This window comes from Xanthomonas axonopodis pv. maculifoliigardeniae, assembly GCF_041519315.1.
GTDB lineage: Bacteria > Pseudomonadota > Gammaproteobacteria > Xanthomonadales > Xanthomonadaceae > Xanthomonas > Xanthomonas euvesicatoria.
Map to the genome: position 1 here is coordinate 388,193 of NZ_CP167998.1, position 19,723 is coordinate 407,915.

At 66.1% G+C, this 19,723-nt stretch carries 17 protein-coding genes; 10 read left to right on the forward strand and 7 right to left on the reverse strand.

The annotated features are described in order from the left end of the window. The first annotated feature begins 33 nt into the window (after positions 1-33). On the forward strand, positions 34-801 hold the full coding sequence (locus ACDH77_RS01680; RefSeq protein WP_014089098.1) for a coniferyl-alcohol dehydrogenase: 768 nt from the start codon (positions 34-36) through the stop codon (positions 799-801). A gap of 31 nt (positions 802-832) precedes the next feature. Beyond that, positions 833-2,314, forward strand: a complete 1,482-nt coding sequence (locus ACDH77_RS01685) for a benzaldehyde dehydrogenase (protein WP_008577973.1) — start codon at positions 833-835, stop codon at positions 2,312-2,314. Positions 2,315-2,584: 270 nt separating this feature from the next. Here ACDH77_RS01685 and ACDH77_RS01690 read toward each other — a convergent pair whose 3' ends face one another. Next, entirely contained in the window at positions 2,585-3,472 is an 888-nt protein-coding gene (locus tag ACDH77_RS01690; protein WP_014089100.1) for a helix-turn-helix domain-containing protein, read from the reverse strand. 96 nt (positions 3,473-3,568) lie between these two features. Here ACDH77_RS01690 and pobA point away from each other — a divergent pair, with 96 nt between their 5' ends. Continuing rightward, positions 3,569-4,753 carry a 4-hydroxybenzoate 3-monooxygenase gene (gene pobA / locus ACDH77_RS01695; protein ID WP_008577971.1) on the forward strand — a complete coding sequence of 395 codons (1,185 nt, stop codon included), beginning with the start codon at positions 3,569-3,571 and terminating at the stop codon, positions 4,751-4,753. Positions 4,754-5,193: 440 nt separating this feature from the next. Then, complete coding sequence (locus ACDH77_RS01700) at positions 5,194-5,706, forward strand: nuclear transport factor 2 family protein (RefSeq protein ID WP_014089102.1); 513 nt, start codon at positions 5,194-5,196, stop codon at positions 5,704-5,706. A gap of 115 nt (positions 5,707-5,821) precedes the next feature. Here ACDH77_RS01700 and glpK read toward each other — a convergent pair whose 3' ends face one another. From glpK to ACDH77_RS01730, 6 genes are all read right to left on the reverse strand, one after another. Continuing rightward, on the reverse strand, positions 5,822-7,321 hold the full coding sequence (gene glpK / locus ACDH77_RS01705) for a glycerol kinase GlpK (RefSeq protein WP_031420778.1): 1,500 nt from the start codon (positions 7,319-7,321) through the stop codon (positions 5,822-5,824). 139 nt (positions 7,322-7,460) lie between these two features. Further along, positions 7,461-8,282: an MIP/aquaporin family protein gene (locus ACDH77_RS01710; protein WP_008577967.1), complete on the reverse strand. Its 822-nt coding sequence runs from the start codon at positions 8,280-8,282 to the stop codon at positions 7,461-7,463. Positions 8,283-8,456: 174 nt separating this feature from the next. After that, positions 8,457-9,971 (reverse strand): glycerol-3-phosphate dehydrogenase, encoded by a 1,515-nt coding sequence (gene glpD, locus ACDH77_RS01715; protein WP_008577966.1) that lies wholly within the window; start codon positions 9,969-9,971, stop codon positions 8,457-8,459. Positions 9,972-10,194: 223 nt separating this feature from the next. Further along, the gene (locus tag ACDH77_RS01720) at positions 10,195-11,022 is read right to left on the reverse strand and encodes a DeoR/GlpR family DNA-binding transcription regulator (RefSeq protein ID WP_008577964.1); all 828 of its coding nucleotides are present in this window, start codon (positions 11,020-11,022) and stop codon (positions 10,195-10,197) included. A 341-nt stretch (positions 11,023-11,363) separates the two neighbouring features. Further along, complete coding sequence (locus ACDH77_RS01725; RefSeq protein WP_008577963.1) at positions 11,364-12,347, reverse strand: PDR/VanB family oxidoreductase; 984 nt, start codon at positions 12,345-12,347, stop codon at positions 11,364-11,366. Positions 12,348-12,447: 100 nt separating this feature from the next. Next, a complete protein-coding gene (locus ACDH77_RS01730; RefSeq protein WP_008577962.1) occupies positions 12,448-13,524 on the reverse strand; it encodes an aromatic ring-hydroxylating dioxygenase subunit alpha in 1,077 nt (358 codons plus the stop codon). Between the two features lie 251 nt (positions 13,525-13,775). Between ACDH77_RS01730 and ACDH77_RS01735 the strand changes: the two genes are divergently transcribed. The 6 genes from ACDH77_RS01735 (at position 13,776) to ACDH77_RS01760 (ending at position 19,720) form a co-directional block, all read left to right on the forward strand. Beyond that, complete coding sequence (locus tag ACDH77_RS01735) at positions 13,776-14,639, forward strand: CoA transferase subunit A (RefSeq protein WP_031420781.1); 864 nt, start codon at positions 13,776-13,778, stop codon at positions 14,637-14,639. Beyond that, on the forward strand, positions 14,636-15,424 hold the full coding sequence (locus tag ACDH77_RS01740; protein WP_031420782.1) for a CoA-transferase subunit beta: 789 nt from the start codon (positions 14,636-14,638) through the stop codon (positions 15,422-15,424). The genes ACDH77_RS01735 and ACDH77_RS01740 overlap by 4 nt, the downstream gene beginning before the upstream one ends. Next, complete coding sequence (gene pcaF / locus ACDH77_RS01745) at positions 15,421-16,629, forward strand: 3-oxoadipyl-CoA thiolase (RefSeq protein WP_029818388.1); 1,209 nt, start codon at positions 15,421-15,423, stop codon at positions 16,627-16,629. Before ACDH77_RS01740 ends, pcaF begins: the two co-directional genes overlap by 4 nt. 78 nt (positions 16,630-16,707) lie before the next feature. Continuing rightward, positions 16,708-17,442 (forward strand): protocatechuate 3,4-dioxygenase subunit beta, encoded by a 735-nt coding sequence (gene pcaH, locus ACDH77_RS01750; protein ID WP_014089110.1) that lies wholly within the window; start codon positions 16,708-16,710, stop codon positions 17,440-17,442. Positions 17,443-17,446: 4 nt separating this feature from the next. Next, complete coding sequence (pcaG, locus tag ACDH77_RS01755; RefSeq protein ID WP_011346072.1) at positions 17,447-18,010, forward strand: protocatechuate 3,4-dioxygenase subunit alpha; 564 nt, start codon at positions 17,447-17,449, stop codon at positions 18,008-18,010. 357 nt (positions 18,011-18,367) lie between these two features. Then, complete coding sequence (locus ACDH77_RS01760) at positions 18,368-19,720, forward strand: 3-carboxy-cis,cis-muconate cycloisomerase (RefSeq protein ID WP_042773779.1); 1,353 nt, start codon at positions 18,368-18,370, stop codon at positions 19,718-19,720. Positions 19,721-19,723 lie beyond the last annotated feature (3 nt).

Below are 19,723 nucleotides of genomic sequence, written 5' to 3' on the forward strand. Positions count from 1 at the left end.
CGCCGGCACGGCTGGCTCCTTTGGAGGATGGCGATGAATTTGCAGAACAAGACGATCGTGGTGACCGGCGTGGCGTCGGGCATTGGCGCGGAGGTCGCACGGCTGGCGCGGTTTCATGGTGCCAAGGTGATCGGGGTCGATCGCACGCCCGTGCAGATGACCCTGCACGGCTTTCACCAGGCCGATCTCGGCGACCCGGCATCCATCGATGCCCTGGTGAAGGCGTTGCCGGACCACATCGATGCCCTGGCGAACATTGCCGGCGTGCCGGGCACCGCGCCGCTGGATGTGGTGGCGCGGGTGAACTATCTGGGCTTGCGCCATCTGACCCAGGGGTTGCTGCCACGCATCGTGCCGGGCGGTTCCATCATCAATGTCGCCTCGATCCTGGGCGCCGAATGGCCGCAGCGTCTGGACCTGCACAAGCAGCTGGCGGCAACCGACAGCTTCGAAAGCGGCCGCGCGTGGCTGGCGGCGCATCCGGTGGCGCACGACACCTGCTACCAATACTTCAAAGAGGCCTTGATCGTGTGGACCTTGCTGCAATCGCGGCCCTGGTTCGCCGACCACGGCGTGCGCGTGAACAACGTCTCTCCGGGCCCGGTGTTCACCCCGATCCTGGGCGATTTTGCTGCCATGCTCGGCGAGGAACGTGTCAAGGCAGACGCCAAGCGCATGACCCGCCCGGCCTATGCCGATGAAGTGGCCGAGGGTATCGTGTTTCTGGCATCCGACGCAGCCCGCTGGATCAACGGCATCACCCTGCCGATCGATGGCGGGCTGGCTTCCACCACGCTGTAATCCCCACACGTTTTTAGCAGGAGGCTAGACCATGAATGCCCTTACCAGCGCAACCGCCGCTGCGACCGACTCGCCCGCGTGGCATGGCTGCATCTTCAATGGCGACTGGGTGCCCGGTCGCGGTGGCAGCGTGCCCATCCATGAGCCGGCAACCGGCGCCTTGCTGCATGAAGTGGGCAAGGCCGACCTGGCCGATGTCGCCGCTGCCATCGCACAGGCCAAGCAGGCGCAGCGTGCCTGGGCCGCGACACCGCCGCGCGAACGCGCAGCCGTCTTTCATCGTGCTGCGCAGGCGATGCAGGCACGCAGTGCCGAAGCCACGTTGCTGATTGCGCGCGAAACCGGCGGCATCCTGCCCAAGGCCCAGCGCGAGGTGGACGAATCGGTGGTGTTCTACCAGCAGGCTGCCGCAATGCCGTTGCAAGCCAGCGGCCAGATGTTGCCGACCGCATCCGGCCAACTCAGCCTTGCGCGCCGCCTGCCATTGGGCGTGATCGGGGTGATTTCGCCGTTCAATTTCCCATTGATTCTGTCGCTGCGCTCGGTGGCGCCGGCGCTGGCGATGGGCAATGCGGTCATTCTCAAACCCGACCCGCGCACGCCCTACACCGGTGGCGTGATCATCGCGCAGGTGCTCGAAGAAGCCGGCCTGCCCAAGGGCCTGCTGCACGTGTTGCATGGCGATGCGCAGATTGGCCAGGCGCTGGTGGAATCGCCGGATGTCCCGATGATTGCGTTCACCGGCTCCACGGCCGCCGGCCGCCGCATCGGCGAAATTGCCGGCCGCCATCTGAAGAAAGTCTCGCTGGAATTGGGTGGCAACAACGCGGTGATCGTGCTCGACGACGCGGATCTGGACAAGGCCGCCTCGGCGGTCGCGTTCGGCGCCTACATGCACCAGGGCCAGATCTGCATGGCGACCGGGCGTGTGCTGGTGCACCGCAGCGTGGCGCAGGCACTGACCCAACGGCTGGCCGAAAAAGCCCGCCATTTGCCGGTGGGCGACCCGGTCAGCGGCACCGTGGCATTGGGCCCGATCATCGATCAACGCCAGCTGCAGCGCGTCGTCGACATCGTCAACGATAGCGTCGCAGCCGGCGCGGTCGTGGAGGCCGGCGCCACCCATGAAGGCCTGTTCTATGCGCCGACCGTATTGTCCAACGTGCGTCCTGGCATGCGCGCGTTCGACGAAGAAGTGTTCGGCCCGGTGATCAACATCACCGTGTTCGACACCGACGACGACGCTGCCGAGTTGGCCAACCAGGGCGAGTACGGGCTGGCGGCCGGCATCCTGTCGGCATCGGTCTCGCGCGCGCTGGCCCTGGGCGAGAAGTTGCACACCGGCCTGCTGCATATCAACGACCAGACGGTGGCCGACGAAGTCGTCAATCCATTCGGCGGCACCGGTGCGTCGGGCAACGGCACCAGCGTCGGCGGCCCCGCCGATTGGGAGCAGTACACGCACTGGCAATGGCTGACGATCAAGAGCGAAGTGCCGCAGTATCCGTTCTGATCGCAATGGCTTGGGAATGGGGCGGCTGGCTCGGCCTCTCCATCGCTGTATGGATGGCGGTCACGTGCCCGGCCATTGCCTTGGATTTTTGGTGCGGCGTTGCATCAGTTCTGGATGCAGGCAAAGGCTTCACTGGTCGAGCGCGCGGTGCCCTCGCCACGTGCAGCGTGTCCTGCGATGGTGGGCGGGCAAGGACCCTGCAGCTGGTCTGCAGAACGTTCTCCCTGCTACGCGCGCAGCGAGTGAGCGAAGTCGTTCTGCTGGTCGCTCCTACTGACCGGCCCGAAAGCGCGTCGGCGAGCAACCGGCGTGCCGTGCGAAGTAGCGACTGAAATAGGCGGCGTCGAAAAATCCAAGGCTGGCGGCAATCTGTTGCACGCTCAGGCTGGTGTAACGCAGGGTGCGGCGTGCTTCCAGCATGATCCTGCGCTGCAACAACTGCAGTGCGGAGGCGCCAGCCAGGCGCTGGCATAACGCGTTTAGGTGACCGGGCGTCAACCCGAGTTGATCGGCGTAGCGGGAAATCGGCCAGTGGGCGCGGTAGTGCTGGTCGATCAAGCCTTGATAGGCGCGCAGGTGGCGCAGCGCCGGGTCTGCCTGCGGGCTGATCGCTGCGGCATGCCGGGCCCGCTCCAGTGCCGTACGCGCCATCCAGATGACCAGCTGCGCCGCTGCGGCCTGCGCTGCGAGGTCATCGCCGATCGACCGGCGTGCGTGGTCCTGCGCAATGCTGCCAAACAACACATCCAGCCATTTGCGCGCATGCTGGGCGTGCACAACGGCTGGCGCGGCCATGACCTGTTGCAGTAACGGCGCAGCGTTCAGCGCCGTCCTGACCAGCGGCATGCACATGGTGATGACGTGGCCACGCACTGCCGGGTCGAAGGCAAAGCCATGCACGCAGAGCGGCGGAAGCCACACCACGCTGGCACCGCGCAGGCGTTGGGTGCGCCCATCCAGCTGCAGCGTGGCCGGTCCGCGCTGCACATAGACCAGTTGCGCCAAATCCTCGTGTCGGTGCGGCACGATCTGCCAGTCGTGCAGTCGGCTGCGTGCGGCAATCGATTCCCAATGCAGCAATTCGGCGGCATCGGCGTGTTGCTCGCCGTACAAGCCGAAGGCAGGGACTGCGGCAGTGTCGGGCACGGATGTGGCCATCGTCGAAAAGTCCAAGGACTGCACGCAATCATCCCTTCAACGCAGCGCTTTGGCTACCGACACTGCACGCATCGCCATCCAAGCCAGGAGCAGTGCATGCGAACGCAGGTTGCGATCATCGGCGCCGGGCCATCGGGCCTGTTGCTGGGCGAACTGTTGCGGCTCGCCGGCATCGATTGCGTCATCGTCGAGCGGCAGACGCCCCAGCATGTGCTGGCGCGCATCCGCGCCGGGGTATTGGAGCAGGGCAGTGTGGAACTGCTGCAGCGCGCCGGCGTCGGCGAGCGGTTGCAGCGCGAAGGCTTGCTGCATCACGGCTTCGAATTGTCCCTGGACGGGCAGCGCGAGCGTATCGACCTGCTGCGCGGCTGCGGCCGCGGCGTCACCGTTTATGGGCAGACCGAGGTCACCGCCGATCTGATGCATGCGCGCCAGCGCAGCGGGGCACCTACCCATTACAACGCGCAGGACGTGGCCCTGTGCGATGTGGAAGGCACCACGCCTGCTCTGGAGTTCACGCAGGACGGCCAGCGCAGGCGTCTTGACTGCGACTACATCGTCGGCTGCGATGGGTATCACGGCGTCAGCCGTGCCAGCATCCCCGCCGAGCGGCTGCGCCTGTTCGAGCGCGTGTACCCGTTCGGTTGGCTTGGGGTGCTGGCCGATACGCCACCCGTGCACGAAGAACTGGTCTACGCACGTCACCGGCGCGGGTTTGCACTATGTTCGATGCGCTCGCCCACCCGTACGCGCTATTACATCCAGGTGCCGGCCAGCGCGCAGGTGGAGGCCTGGAGCGATCAGGCGTTCTGGGACGAGTTGCGTGCACGGCTCCCGCCTGCGTTGGCGGCGCAACTGGTCACCGGCGCATCGATCGAGAAGAGCATCGCACCGCTGCGCAGTTTCGTCGCCGAGCCGATGCAGTATGGCCGCTTGTTCCTGGCTGGCGATGCTGCGCATATCGTGCCGCCCACCGGCGCCAAGGGCCTGAATCTGGCGCTTGGCGATGTCGGCCTGTTGGCGCAGCTGTTCGAGCGTTGGAAGACAAGCGGCGATGCCGGTGTGCTGGAACAGTATTCGACCTTGGCCTTGCAGCGGGTGTGGAAGGCCGAACGGTTCTCGTGGTGGATGACCACCCTGTTGCACCGCTTCGATGACGAAGACGCATTCACTGCGCGGCTGCACGGAGCGGAGCTGGACTATCTGCTCGGTAGCGAGGCGGGCCGCGCGACGCTGGCGGAAAATTATGCAGGTCTCCCGTTGGCCGCGCTATCGGACTGATGGCGCATTGGTGATCGCGAACTAGCAGCCGCCGCGGAGCGGATTTCTAGGTGGATATCCTGGTTCGATGTCGCCTTGGCTGCGCAAGTGCGATGCGTGCGCACACAGCGCTTCCCCAAACCGGCATGAATGATGCGCGTCAGCGCACATGCATTGCTTCCACTGCGGTCATCGCCCGCTCGACCGCCACACCCCGGGTCCATTCTGTACACGGTGCAGCAGCACGCTGGCGCTCACCACATGGGTGATGTTTTTCTCACCAACGGTTGCACAAGTGCCCAGGTGCATGCTCAGGCGGCTAGCGGGCCGGTGAACGGCACCGGTAGGGTGGCGATGACGCGTTAATGCAGCTGTGCGCACGCGCGTCTTCCCCCCGCTCAACGGACACGTTGCTGGCATCCCCGATGAGCGCACTGCCGCTCTCCACCCAGGAGTACTCCATGAAGAAATTGCTCTCCCGTGCCTTGTTGCTGGTCATGCTCATCGCACCAATGGCTGCGTTCGCGCAGACCGCGGTAACGGCCAATCCCGATCATCAGAAGATGCTGCTCGGCAGCACCTGGTATGAAACTGCCAACAAGCGGCTGGTCTACGATTTCTGGCGCACCGTGTTCGAAGCTGGCCAGGTGCAGTACGCGCCGATGTACATGGACAAGAACTACATCCAGCACAATCCGAACGTGGCCAATGGGCGCGATGCGTTTATCGCCTTCCTGACGGCATTCGTGAAGCCGACGCCGGTGCAGCCGCGGGTGCGATTGCCCTTGGTCGCCATCACCGCCGATGGCGATCTGGTCACCCTGGTGTCGGTGCGCACCTTACCCAACCCCAATAAGCCCGGCACCACGTACACCACCACCTGGTTCGACATGTTCCGGATCGAGAAGGGCCTGATCAAGGAACATTGGGACCCGGACACCATCGCCGGACGTGCCAGCACCGGCGGCCAGTAACCACCGCTGCACACCAGGCTGCGTTGTGTGGCCCTGCGTGTGTCCTCGACGCTCGAAGATGAGCTCATCACAGCGCCCACCTCACAGTGGGCGCTGTCGTGTTGCGGCCCCAGTGTCAGCTGATGCGGAATCCCATCGTCGCTTCCACTGCTTGCTGCCAGCCGGCGTAGAGCGCTTGGCGCTTGTCGTCGGCCATGGCCGGTTCGAAGCGGCGATCCACGGCCCACTGTTTGGCGATTTCTTCGCGGCTGCCCCAGAATCCAGTTGCCAGCCCTGCCAGATACGCCGCACCCAGCGCAGTGGTTTCCGCCACTTCCGGGCGGAGTACCGGCACATTGAGAATGTCACTCTGGAACTGCGCCATGAAGTCGTTGGCGATGGCACCGCCGTCGGCACGCAGTTCTTTCAGCTCGATGCCGGAATCGCTTTGCATCGCGGTGAGCACGTCGCGGGTCTGATAGGCCATCGATTCGACTGCTGCACGCACGAAGTGTTCCTTGGTGGTACCACGCGTCAGCCCGAACACCGCGCCGCGGATGTCGCTGCGCCAGTACGGCGCGCCCAGGCCGACGAAGGCCGGCACGATGTACACGCCATCGTTGTCGCCGGCACGCTCGGCATAGGCTTGCGAGTCGCTGGCCTTGCCCAGCATGCGCAAGCCATCGCGCAGCCACTGCACCACCGAGCCGGCAACGAAGATCGCGCCTTCCAGCGCGTATTCGACCTTGCCGTCGATGCCCCAGGCAATCGTGGTCAGCAAACCGGCCTTGGACGCCACCGCCTTGTCGCCGGTATTCATCAGCATGAAACAGCCGGTGCCATAGGTGTTTTTCGCCATGCCCGGTTCGAAGCAGGCCTGGCCGAACAACGCGGCCTGCTGGTCGCCGGCGATGCCGGCGATGGGCACCTGTTCGCCATAGAAGTACTGGGTCTGGGTCATGCCATAGACCTCGCTGGACGAACGCACGTCCGGCAGCATCTGCGCGGGCACGTCCAACATGGCCAGCAGTTCAGCATCCCACTCAAGCGTATGGATGTTGAACATCATGGTGCGCGAGGCATTGGTGTAGTCGGTGACGTGCACCTTGCCGCCGGTGAGATTCCAGATCAGCCAACTGTCGATGGTGCCGAACGCCAGTTCGCCTTTCTGCGCGCGTTCGCGCGCGCCTTCGACGTGGTCGAGAATCCACTTGACCTTGGTCCCGGAAAAATACGCATCGATCAGCAGGCCGGTCTTCTCGCGCACCATCTGCTCATGCCCGGCCTCCTTGAGCTGGGTGCAGATGTCCTTGGTCTGCCGCGATTGCCACACGATGGCGTTGTAGATCGGCTGGCCGGTGGCCTTGTCCCACACCACCGCGGTCTCGCGCTGGTTGGTGATGCCGATCCCGGCGATCGCGCGCGCATCGATCTGCGCGTTGTTGAGCAGCTCGGTGATGGTGGTATAGACGCTGGTCATGATCTCGCGCGGGTTGTGTTCCACCCAACCCGGCTGCGGAAAGATCTGGCCGAATTCGCGCTGCGCCACGCCGGCCACCTTGCCCTGGCGGTCGAACAACATCGCGCGTGAGCTGGTGGTGCCTTGATCGATCGCAAGGACGTACTGCTTTTCCATCGAAAATTCCTCGAACAATGCCGGCATTGGCGCACGGCGAGAAAGGTCGGTGCAGGCGATGACGCCGCGTGGCCATCAGGGTTTGGCCACAGGTAACCTCACGCGTCGTCAGCGTGATTGTTGGCTTGGCGCAGCACCATCACAGTGGATCGAGCGGTTTGCTGCCGCCTTGCAGATGGCGCACCCGCGCCGGCAGGAATGGCAGGATCAGCCACTGATAGGCCAGCGCGCCGATCGGCCCGCCGATCAACGGGCCAACGATCGGGATCCACCAATAGTTGTCCTTGGCCGGCAACGCGGCCTCGCCCCAGCCGGCGAAATACGCGAACAGGCGCGGGCCGAAGTCGCGCGCCGGGTTCATCGCCCAGGCCTCCAGATAGCCCATCGACGCGCCCAGCGTGGCGACCAGCAAGCCGATCATCAACGCGCCGGAGTTGGCAGTGGGTGCGGCCTCGTTGAACTGCTCGGTGATGGCGAAGATGCCGAAGATCAGGAACGCCGTGATGATGATCTGGTCGACCAGCGCATGCATCGGCGTGACCGCCAGCCCCGGTGCGGTGAAGAACACCCCGGCTGCGCCGCCGGCTTCGCGGGTGAGCTGCTGCACCTGGTTGAAGTGATCGATCACCGGCCCGTACAACTGATAGACGATGGCCGCGCCCAGGAATGCACCGACCACCTGCGCAAACCAGTAGGGCAGTACCTTCTTCCAGGAAAAACCGCGGAACAGTGCCAGCGCCAGCGTGACCGCCGGATTGGCGTGCGTCCCGGACACCGAGCCGGTCACGTAGATCGCCAGTGTCACCGCCAGGCCCCAGGCGATACACACGCCCCAATAGGCGTTTTGATAAGGGCTGGGGTCGTACAGGATGTACATCGCCGCCACCGAATCGCCGAGCGCGATGATGATGAACATCGCGACCGCCTCGGAGATCAACTCACCTACGAGTTGCCGGCTCATGCGTGCATGCCCGCAAGGTCGAAGATGCAGAAAACAGCGTGCAGCGCGCTTGCTCCCGCGCAGCGGTGGTCGGTGATGCTCATCTGGGGTGCCCTCCACGTGACTTGGGTGACGCTGGCTGAAGCGCCGGAATACGTTGCCGGGCGACCCGTCCTCGCCGGCAACGCGGTGTGTTCAAGCAGAAACGGCATCGCGTTGCCGGATCGGCTGCGTCTGCAGATAGTCTTCCAGGCGCTGCCGCCCGGCCGCATCGATCCGCAGGCCGAGCTTGCTGCGCCGCCACAGGATATCGTCGGCAGCCACCGCCCATTCATGTTGACGCAGGTAATCCACCTCGGCCTGGTACAGGTCCGCACCGAAGTGCGTGCCCAGATCGGCCAGGCTCTGCGCATCGCCAAGCAGTTGTTCGGCGCAGGTGCCGTAGTTGCGCACCAGCCGCTGCGCAGTCGCCGCCGGCAGCCAGGGGCGCGCGCGGCCGACGCGTTCCAGCAGGCTGGCGATATCGCGCTGCTCGCCGCCTGGTAATGCCTCCCCATGTGCGGTCCACGCCGGCTTGCGTGCGCCCAGCGCGTGGGTGAGCCGGTCCACTGCCTCTTCGGCGAGCTTGCGATAGGTGGTCAGCTTGCCGCCGAATACGTTGAGCAACGGCGCACCCTCGGTGACCACTTCCAGCTGGTAATCGCGGGTCACTTCGGCTGCGTTGTCTTCGGCATCGTCCAGCAACGGGCGCACGCCACTGTAATTCCACACCACATCGGCGGGGGAGATCTGCTGCTGGAAATACAGGTTCACCGCATCGCACAGGTACTGCACCTCGGCAGCATCGATCTTCGGCGCGGCGGGGTCGGCTTCGTAGTCCACGTCGGTGGTGCCGATCAAGGTGAAGTCGTGCTCGTAGGGGATGGCGAACACGATGCGCCGGTCCGGTTGCTGGAAGATGTACGCATGGTCGTGATCGAACAGCTTGGGCACCACGATATGGCTGCCCTTGACCAGCCGCAATGCGTGTTCGTGCGGCACCGAGGCCACGGTGTCCAGGAACGCCACTGCCCAGGGGCCGGCCGCATTGGCGAGCGCGCGCGCCTGCACCGTGCGGCGTCGGCCCTCGCGGTCTTCGAGCTCGGCATACCAGAAGCCGGCATCGCGCCAGGCGCCGACACAGCGCGTGCGGGTGTGGATCTTGGCGCCGCGCCTGGCGGCGTCCATCGCGTTGAGCACCACCAGCCGCGCGTCCTGCACCCAGGCATCCGAATACACGAAGCCGGTGCGCAGCGATTCCTGCAGCGGCGCACCGACCGGGTGCGTCCGCAGCGACAGCCGCCGCGAGCGCGGCAGGCTGCGCTTGCTGCCGCCCAGATGGTCGTACAGGAACAGCCCGGCGCGGATCATCCATGCCGGGCGCAGGTGCGGTTGGTGGGGCAGCAGGAAGCGCAACGGCCAGATGATGTGCGGGGCCAGCCGCAGCAACACTTCGCGCTCGGCCAGTGCCTTGCCGACCAGCGCGAATTCGTATTGCTCCAGATAGCGCAGGCCGCCGTGAATGAGTTTGGTACTGGCGCTGCTGGTATGCGCGGCCAGGTCGTCCTGCTCGCACAGGCACACCGACAGACCGCGCCCGGCCGCATCACGGGCAATGCCGACCCCGTTGATGCCGCCGCCGATTACCAGAAGATCGTATATCTCGCCCATCGGTGCCTCCGTCCGGGCGCGCTGATGAGCGAACCCAAGTTGTCATGTTCGAACATATTCGAACATCGAACCTTGCGGGGGCGTGAAGATGGACAGCTTTAGTATCAGCAGTGACGTACGCGCGAATCGGCTATGAAAGAGCGGATTAAGAGATGGCGTACCTATCAGGCCCAATGGTTTTCGGCGGCTATCACGTAAAAACGATCAAAAACGAACATCGAACTCAGGCGGTTCCGTCCGCGTCCGCCAGGTGCACCCGGGTACCGGCCTCGGCCAGGACGCTCGCCAACTCCTGCGGCGGCGGCCGGTCGGTGAACCAGTCGTGCACCTGGGCGAGGGCGCCCAGCCGCACCATGGCGTTGCGACCGAATTTGCTGTGATCGGCGGCCAGCAGCACGTGCCGCGAGTGCTCGATGATGGCCTGCGCCACGCGCACTTCCTGGTAATCGAAATCCAGCAGGGTGCCGTCCAGATCGATACCGGAAATGCCGATCACCCCGAAGTCCACCTTGAACTGGCGGATCAGCTCCACCGTCGCCTCGCCGGTCACGCCCTGGTCGCGCCCGCGCACCACACCGCCGGCCACGATCACCTCGAAACTGGGGTTGGCGCTGAGCATCACCGCCACGTTGAGGTTGTTGGTGATCACGCGCAGCCCGCGGTGCTGCAGCAACGCGCGTGCGACTTCTTCGTTGGTGGTACCCAAGTTGATGAACAGCGAGGCATCGTCGGGAATGAAACGCGCCACACGTGCGGCGATGTGCTGCTTTTCGCGGGCCTGCAGCGCCTTGCGTGCGGTGTAGGCCAGATTCTCCACGCTGGAGGGCATGCTGACGCCGCCGTGATAGCGGCGCAGCACGCCGGCATCGCAGAGCAAGGTCAGATCGCGGCGGATGGTCTGCGGCGTCACCTCAAAGCGTGTGGCCAAACCTTCGACCTCGGCAAAGCCCTGCTGCCGCACCAGCGCCACCAATTGCTCCTGGCGCGGGTTCAACGCCGGCGCCGGGACCGTCCTGTAGTGAGTCGACTCCATGCGCAGATGATCGCGCATACGCGTGAGGATGCAAACACGGCGGGGTGCACGCTGAGCGCGACAGGGGCTTGCCGGCGAACATCGGCCTGAAGCGGTGCACGCGTGGCGACATGCCGGACGCGCTGCGCTGAGGCTGCACGGTTCTGGAGGCATACGATTACCCGGCAGGCTCGGCCAGGGCTCGGTAAAGATCGCCGCCTTCGGTGTGTGCGTGCTGAAGCGCCAACGAGCAGGTGGCCAGCAACGCGCGGACACGCAGTGGGTCGTGCCGATGAAACGCGGGCGCCGCAAACGCGTTGCTCGCTAAGCCCGGTATCGACCGCAACCGCCAGACGGTGCGCAGCCGGCCGGATGCCGGCTCAGCCCAGCTCGCTGCGATAGCCGGTGTCGATGCTGATGCTGCCGCCTACCGCACGCGACACGCAGGCACAGAGCTTGCGATTCTCCCGGCGCTGCTCGTCGCTGAAGAACACGTCGCGGTGATCGATATCGGCGGAGCTGTCCAGCACGTCCACCGCGCACAGGCCGCATTCGCCACGGCGGCACTCGGCGATCAGCTCCACCCCGGCGTCGGCCAGTGCGTCCAGCATCGATTCGTTTTCAGCGACCGGCACTTCCAGGCCCAGCCCCGGCAATTTCACCACGAACGCCTGCGCCGGCACCCGCCCGCTATTGCCGAAGGTTTCGAAGTGCAGGCGCGCACGCGGCCGGCCGGCGGCGTGCCAGTGCTGGCGTACCGCCTCGAGCATGCCCAGCGGCCCGCACACATACACCTCGGCATTGGGCGACAGGCGCGCCAGTTCGGCAGCCAGATCCGGCGGGCCGGCGCTGTCGTCGCATTGCAGTTGCAAACGTTCGCCCAGCAGTGCTTCCAGCGTGTCGACATACGCCATTGCGCTGCGCGAGCGGCCGGCGTACAGCAGACGAAACGCGCGGTGGCCACGCGCCAGCCGCTGCGCCATGCCGACGATCGGGGTGATGCCGATGCCGCCGGCAATCAGCAGGATTTCCTCGCCGCTTTCATCCAGCGCGAAGTTGTTGCTGGGCGGCGACATCTCCACCACATCGCCCGGCGCAAGCGTCCACATATGCAGCGAGCCGCCGCGGCTGTCGGGCATTTGCCGCACTGCGATCTGGTAGTACCCATCGGCACGCGGTTCGCCCACCAACGAATACGAGCGCACATCGTCGCGACCATGCAGCTGCACACGAAAATCCACATGGCTGCCCACCTCGAAGCTACGCGCAGCGGTGCCGGGATCGAGCACGATTTCGCGCACGCCCGGGCAGGCGTCGGCAATGCTGACGACGCGGGCACGATGCCACTGGGTGTCTTTACGCATGGAGGGCTCCGGGCAATGAGGTCTGCCGGCCGGCGCCGGCTGTGACGGCGCCGCAATGCGGCGCTGTGAGCGATGAGATGGCTGGCCGCATGCGAAGTGCTTAGCCCACCATGCGCAGCGACAGATCCTGCGCGCGTTGTTCCTGTGCGATCAGGCGGTCGATCACGCGTCGCGCCCACATCCCGCCGGCATCGACGTTGAGGTTGTAGAAAGTGTGATCCGGATGCGCATCGATGGCGCGTTGCTGCGCTTCCAGCACTGCTTCGTCTTCGCCGAACACGCCTGTCACGCCGTCGCGGGTGAGCGTGGTCAGCGACTGGTCGTGCAGCGCGTAGTTGCGCATGAATGCCCAGAAGTAATGGCAGGTGGTGTCGGTTTCGGGCGTGATGGTGTTGAGCACGTAGCCGTTGACGCCCTGGCTGCGATCGCCTTCCGGCGCGCCGGTGCCGGCGATGGCCACGCCGACATCGATGGCGATGGTGGAGGGTGCCTCGAAACGGATGATCTGCCAACGATCGACCTTGCCGCGATAGTCCAGATGGCGGGCGATCTGGCTGGCCCAGAACGGCGGCGGGTCGATGTTGCGCATCCAGCGCGACACGATGACGCCGCGATCGCCGTGCACCACATCGAATGGCGCTTCGGCCACTTCGTCCTGGCCGATGCTGGAGCCGTGCACGAAGGTCTCGTGGGTCAGGTCCATCAGGTTGTCCAGCACCAGCCGATAGTCGCACTTGGCATGGATGGTGCGGCCATCGCCGGCCCAGGCCGGATCGTGCGACCAGTGCAGGTCGGGAATCAGGCGCGTATCGGCCTTGGCCGGGTCGCCCGGCCAGATCCATACGTAGCGGTGTTTTTCGGCCACCGGAAAGCTGCGCACGCAGGCCGAGGGATTGATGGTGTCCTGCGAGGGCATGTGCACGCAGCGCCCCTGCGTGTTGTAGACCAGCCCGTGATAGCCGCAGACCACGTCGTCGCCGCGCAGCTTGCCCATCGACAAGGGCACCAGCCGATGCCAGCAGGCGTCTTCGAGCGCGACGACCGTACCGGCGGTGGTGCGGTAGACCACCACGTCCAGGTTGCAGAGCTTGCGCGGGCTGAGCACGTGCTTGATCTCATGGTCCCAGGCAACGGCGTACCACGCATTGAGGGGAAACAGCGGCTTGGACTGCGACATGACCGTGACTCCTGGGTGTGTAGGCAACCTGGATGCGACGCGGCGTGCGCCGGCCTGCAGCTAGTTGGCGCGCAATGCAACGCTGGCGTCTGCTTGCGCGCGAAGTTATGTATACACCGGAGACAATGTGGGCGCGTTACGGGTCTGCCGAAATTGTGCGAATATCGATTTGAATCACCGATTATCGGATTGACCACCCTGCCGGCTGCGCCTACCGTGAGCCCACGCTCGCTGTGCTGGAAGGGAACGCAATGGCCGAAATCGTCGCTCTCGCGGAAGCGGTGTCGCAGCTGATCGCCGATGGCGATTGCGTGGCGATGGAAGGCTTCACCCATCTGATTCCGCATGCGGCCGGGCACGAGGTGATCCGTCAGCACAAGCGCGCGCTGCGGCTGGTGCGCATGACCCCCGACCTGATCTACGACCAGCTGATCGGCGCCGGTTGCGCGGCAGCGCTGCGGTTTTCCTGGGGCGGCAATCCCGGCGTCGGTTCGTTGCACCGGCTGCGCGATGCAGTGGAACACGCCTGGCCGCAGCCGCTGCAGATTCGCGAACACAGCCACGCCGATATGGCCAATGCCTATGTGGCCGGTGCGTCGGGGCTGCCGTTTGCAGTGCTGCGCGGGTATGTCGGTTCGGATCTGCCGCGCGTCAACGACAGCATCAAGTTCCTGCAGTGCCCGTATACCGGCCAAACGCTGGCCACCTCGCCGGCCGTCAACCCCGATGTCACGGTGATCCACGCCCAGCGGGCCGACCGCCGCGGCAACGTGTTGCTCTGGGGCATTCTGGGCGTGCAGAAGGAAGCGGTGCTGGCAGCGCGCAAGGTGATCGTGACGGTGGAAGAGATCGTCGACAGCCTGGACGCGCCGCCCAATGCCTGCATCCTGCCGCGTTGGGTTGTCGATGCGGTCTGCGTTGTCCCTGGTGGCGCGGCGCCCTCGTATGCGCATGGCTACTACGCGCGCGACAATCGGTTCTATCTGGCCTGGGATGCGATCGCGCGCGACCGTGCGACGTTCCAGGCCTGGATCCAGACGCATATTCTCGACACCGACGATTTCGCCGGTTTTCAGCGCGTGTATGCACAGTCCCAGCAGCAGGTGGCCGCATGAGCGCCTACAGCACCAACGAGATGATGACGGTGGCTGCCGCGCGTCGCCTTCCCGATGGCGCAGTGTGTTTTGTCGGCATCGGCTTGCCGTCCACTGCCGCCAACCTGGCTCGGCTGACGCATGCACCGGACGTCACCTTGATCTACGAATCCGGACCGATCGGTGCGCGCCCGCAGGTGTTGCCACTCTCGATCGGCGACGGCGAGCTGGCCGAAACCGCCGCCACCGTGGTCTCCACGCCGGAGATCTTCCGCTACTGGCTGCAGGGCGGGCGCGTGGATGTGGGCTTTCTGGGGGCGGCGCAGATCGATCGGTACGCCAACCTCAACACCACCGTGATTGGTTCCTACGCTGCGCCGAAAACGCGCCTGCCAGGCGCCGGTGGCGCGCCGGAAATTGCCGCCAGCGCCAAGCAGGTGTTCATCATCATGCGCCAATCCGAACGCAGCTTCGTGTCGCGGTTGGACTTCATCACCACGGTCGGGCATCTGGACGGTGGCGATGCGCGCGCGCGCGCCGGCCTCCCCGGCGCCGGCCCGACCGTGGTCGTCACCGACCTGTGCGTGATGGAACCCGACCCCGTGACCCGCGAACTCACCGTGACCTCGCTGCATCCCGGCGCCACGCGCGAGCAGGTCAGCGCGGCGACCGGGTGGCCGATCCGGTTCGCCGCCGACCTTGCACAAACCACGCCGCCCAGTACCGCCGAGCTGGATGCCTTGCGCGCGCTGCAGGCACGCACCGATGCAGCGCATGGTGTGCAGGCAATGGGAGCCCAGGCATGAGTGAGGTGTACCTGATCGATGGCATCCGCACGCCGATCGGCCGTTACGGTGGCGCCTTGTCCAGCGTGCGCGCCGACGATCTGGGCGCAGTGCCCATCGCCGCATTGCTGGCGCGGCAGTCGCAGCTGGAGCCGGCCGCAATCGACGATGTGTACCTGGGCTGCGCCAACCAGGCCGGCGAAGACAATCGCAATGTCGCGCGTATGAGTCTGTTGCTGGCCGGCCTGCCGTCTTCGGTGCCGGGCAGCACGCTCAATCGCCTGTGCGGCTCGGGCCTGGACGCGATCGGCACGGTAGCGCGCGGCATCCGTGCCGGCGAACTGGATCTTGCCATTGCCGGCGGCGTCGAATCGATGTCGCGCGCGCCGTGGGTGATGGGCAAGGCCGACAGCGCCTTCGCCCGCACCCAGCAGCTGGAAGACACCACCATGGGCTGGCGCTTCATCAATCCGCGCCTGCAGGCGGTCTATGGCACCGAACTGATGGGGGAAACGGCGGAAAACGTGGCGCAGCGGTACGCCATCGCGCGCGAAGACCAGGATGCGTTCGCACTGCGCAGCCAGCAACGCGTGGCGGCGGCGCAGGCAGCCGGTTTCTTCGATGCGGAAATCACCCCGGTGGCCGTGGCAGCGCGCAAGGGCGGCGATGCCTCCACGGTCGAACACGATGAAGCGCCGCGACCCAACACCACCGCCGACATGCTGGCCAAGCTCAAACCGGTGTTCCGCCAGCCCGGCACCGTGACGGCCGGCAATGCCTCCGGTCTCAACGATGGCGCCGCTGCCTTGCTGCTGGCCTCGGCGCAGGCCGTGCAGGCTCACCGGCTGACGCCGCGTGCGCGCGTGCTGGGGTTCGCCTCGGCGGGCGTGGAGCCGGCGTACATGGGCATCGGCCCGGTGCCGGCCACCCAGCGCCTGCTGGCGCGCTTGCACCTGCGCATCGCGCAGTTCGATGCGATCGAATTCAATGAAGCCTTCGCTGCGCAGGCGCTGGCCTGCACGCGTGCATTGGGCCTGGCCGACGATGCCGCACACGTCAATGCCAACGGTGGCGCCATTGCGCTCGGGCATCCGCTCGGCATGAGCGGCGCGCGGCTGGCGCTGACCTTGCTGCGGCAGCTGGAGGCGGGCAACGGGCGACTCGGGCTGGCCAGCATGTGCATCGGAGTGGGGCAGGGCGTGGCGTTGGCGATCGAGCGCCTGTGAACCGGCTGTTGCAACCTCCCTCCTCCTTCCCTTGCACCCATGTTGTTCTGGTCGTCTTGTTGCCGACGGAGATTCAAGATGCGCGATCCCACCGCTGACCAACCTGCCATCGCCGACCCGCTGCTCGGCTACCGCCGCAGCCGGCCCGGGACACAGCCGGCCTACCTGCATCCGGCATACGCTTCCACCACATTGCGAGGGCCTACGCGTGATCCGATCGACCTGCCGGTCACGCTGTCGGAAGTCACCGGCCCGCGGCTGGATCGGCTCACGCTGGGCGCGCACGCGGCCGATCTCACTGCGGGGTTCAGTGGCGCGCCGCTGGGCGAGCGCATCATCGTCTCCGGCCGCGTGCTCGACGAAAACGGCAGGCCGGTCCGCCACAGCGTGGTGGAAGTGTGGCAATGCAACGCGGCTGGTCGCTACCAGCACGCTGGCGATCAGCACGATGCACCGCTGGACCCCAACTTCCGCGGCACCGGCCAGGTGCTGACCGATGAGCACGGCCGCTACAGTTTCAAGACCATCAAGCCGGGCGCGTATCCGTGGCGCAATCACTACAACGCCTGGCGGCCGGCGCACATCCATTTTTCGTTGCACGGCGATGGCATCGGGCAGCGGCTGGTCACCCAGATGTATTTCCCCGGCGACCCGCTGCTGGCGCACGACCCCATCTTCAACTGTGTCGACGATGCGCTGGCGCGCGAACGCATGGTGTCCAGTTTCGACTGGGAAAACGCGGTCAGCGAGTACGCGTTGGCCTACCGCTTCGACATCGTCTTGCGCGGTCGCAAGCAAACGGTCTGGGAGTGACACAATGAGCCTGCATGCAACGCCGTCGCAGACCGTCGGGCCGTATTACCGGCTGGGATTGGAGCCGCTGTATCGCCAACAGATCGCACCTGCGCAGGCCGCGGGCACGCATGTGCAGATCAGCGGTTGCATCTTCGATGGCGCCGGCGCGCCAGTGGCCGATGCGGTGCTGGAAGTGTGGCAAGCCGATGCTGCGGGCATCTATGCGCATGTGGCCGACGGTCGCTGCGAGGCCCACGACCCCAGCTTCGACGGCTGGGGCCGCGTGCCCACCGATGCCAACGGGCGTTTTACCTTCAGCACCATCAAGCCGGGCAGGGTGGCGGGCCCGGACGGCAAGCAGCAGGCGGCGCATCTGACGGTGCTGGTCTTCATGCGCGGCCTCTTGCGCGGGGTGTCGACGCGGCTGTATTTCGCCGACGACCCACAGCTGGGCAGCGACCCGATCCTGGCGCTGGTGCCGGCCGAGCGGCGCGCCACCTTGCTGGCCCAGCCGCATCCAGGCAGTGCGTACACGTGGGACATCCACATGCAGGGCGACGCGGAAACGGTGTTCTTCCGCTATTGATCCGCATGCCGATGTTGAAACGCCGTATGCGTACAGGGGCAGCGCTGCATCCTGCCGGCACGCGGCCACGTCCACAGGGCCATAGGCGCCGCTGCACGAGCGCCTGCTGCCGAAACATCGCCAGGGTATCTCCGGCGACAAGCAATGCGCCGTGACGCCTCACGCACATGCATCCGGGGCAGCGCGCATCGTGGCAGGCAGGTGCACACGTGCACTCGCGTGCACGCAGCGCAAGCACGCATGGCCTCATCCACCTCATCCCGGCAGTGCCAGGCGCGCCCGATGCATTGCCCTTTGGTCTAGTTGGCACCTTGGTACATCGGTGCGATGCTGCCGGCTCGCCTAGAGATGCAATGCATGAGTGCGACATCTTCGTTGTTGGGATCCTTGTTCGGCGAGCCTGCGTGCGAGGCCTTGTTCGACGATGCCGCGCGCGTGCAGGCGATGCTGCAGTTCGAATCGGCGCTGGCGCGCGCCCAGGCGCAGTGCGGGGTGATTCCCGCCGAGGCCGCGCAGGCCATTGCCGCTGCCTGCGATGTGCAGCACTACGATCTGGCCGCGTTGGCGCAGGCCACGGCGCTGGCCGGCAATCCCGCCATTCCGCTGGTCAAGGCGCTGACCGCGCAGGTGGCCGCGCACGACAACGCCGCCGCGCGCTGGGTGCACTGGGGTGCCACCAGCCAGGACGTCATCGATACCGGCATGGTGCTGCAGCTGCGCGCCGCACTGGATCTGCTGCTGCCGCGTCTGCACGCCCTGTGCGCCGATCTGGCGGTGCTGGCCGAACGCGAGCGCAACACCGGCCTGCCCGGTCGCACCCTGCTGCAGCAGGCCGTGCCGGTCACCTTCGGGCTCAAGGTCGCCGGTTGGCTGGACGCCCTGCAGCGTGCGCAGCGGCGCCTGCACGCCTTGCGGCACGATGCCTTGGTGCTGCAGTTCGGCGGCGCGGCCGGCACCCTGGCCTCGTTGCAGGGCCGTGGCCTGGAAGTGGCGCAGGCGCTGGCGAGCGCCCTGGCGTTGCCGCTGCCCGCGCTGCCCTGGCATACCGCGCGCGACCGCATCGTCGAGGTCGGCTGCGCCTTCGGTCTGCTGGCCGGCACGCTGGGCAAGATCGGCGGCGATGTGGTGTTGCTGATGCAAACGGAGGTGGGCGAAGCGTTCGAGCCGGCCGCCGCCGGCAAAGGTGGCTCCTCGGCGATGCCGCACAAGCGCAATCCGGTCTCCAGCGTGGCAGCCGTGGCTGCGGCCACACGCGTACCGGGCCTGGTCGCCACCTTGTTCAGCGCCATGGCGCAGCCGCACGAGCGCGCAGCCGGGCAATGGCATGCCGAGTGGGACACCTTGCCGCAGATCGTCTGCCTCACCGCCGGTAGCCTGGCGCAGATGCAGCTGTGCCTGTCGGGTCTGGAACTGGATCGCCCACGCATGCAGGCGCATCTGGACAGCCACGGCGGGCTGCTCTACGCCGAGGCGGCCGTGTTCGCGCTTGCGCCACACCTGGGCAAGCCGCAGGCGCACGCCCTGGTGGAACAGGCCGCGCTGCGCGCGCAGGCGCAGCAACGGCATTTGCGCGAGGTGCTTGGCGAGCACGCGCAGGTGAGCGCGGTGCTCACGCACGCGCAACTGCAGGCAGTGTTCGATAGCGCAAGTTGGCGCGGCATGTCCTCGGTGTGGATCGACCGCGTGCTGGCTGGATCTTCTTCCTGTTGACGG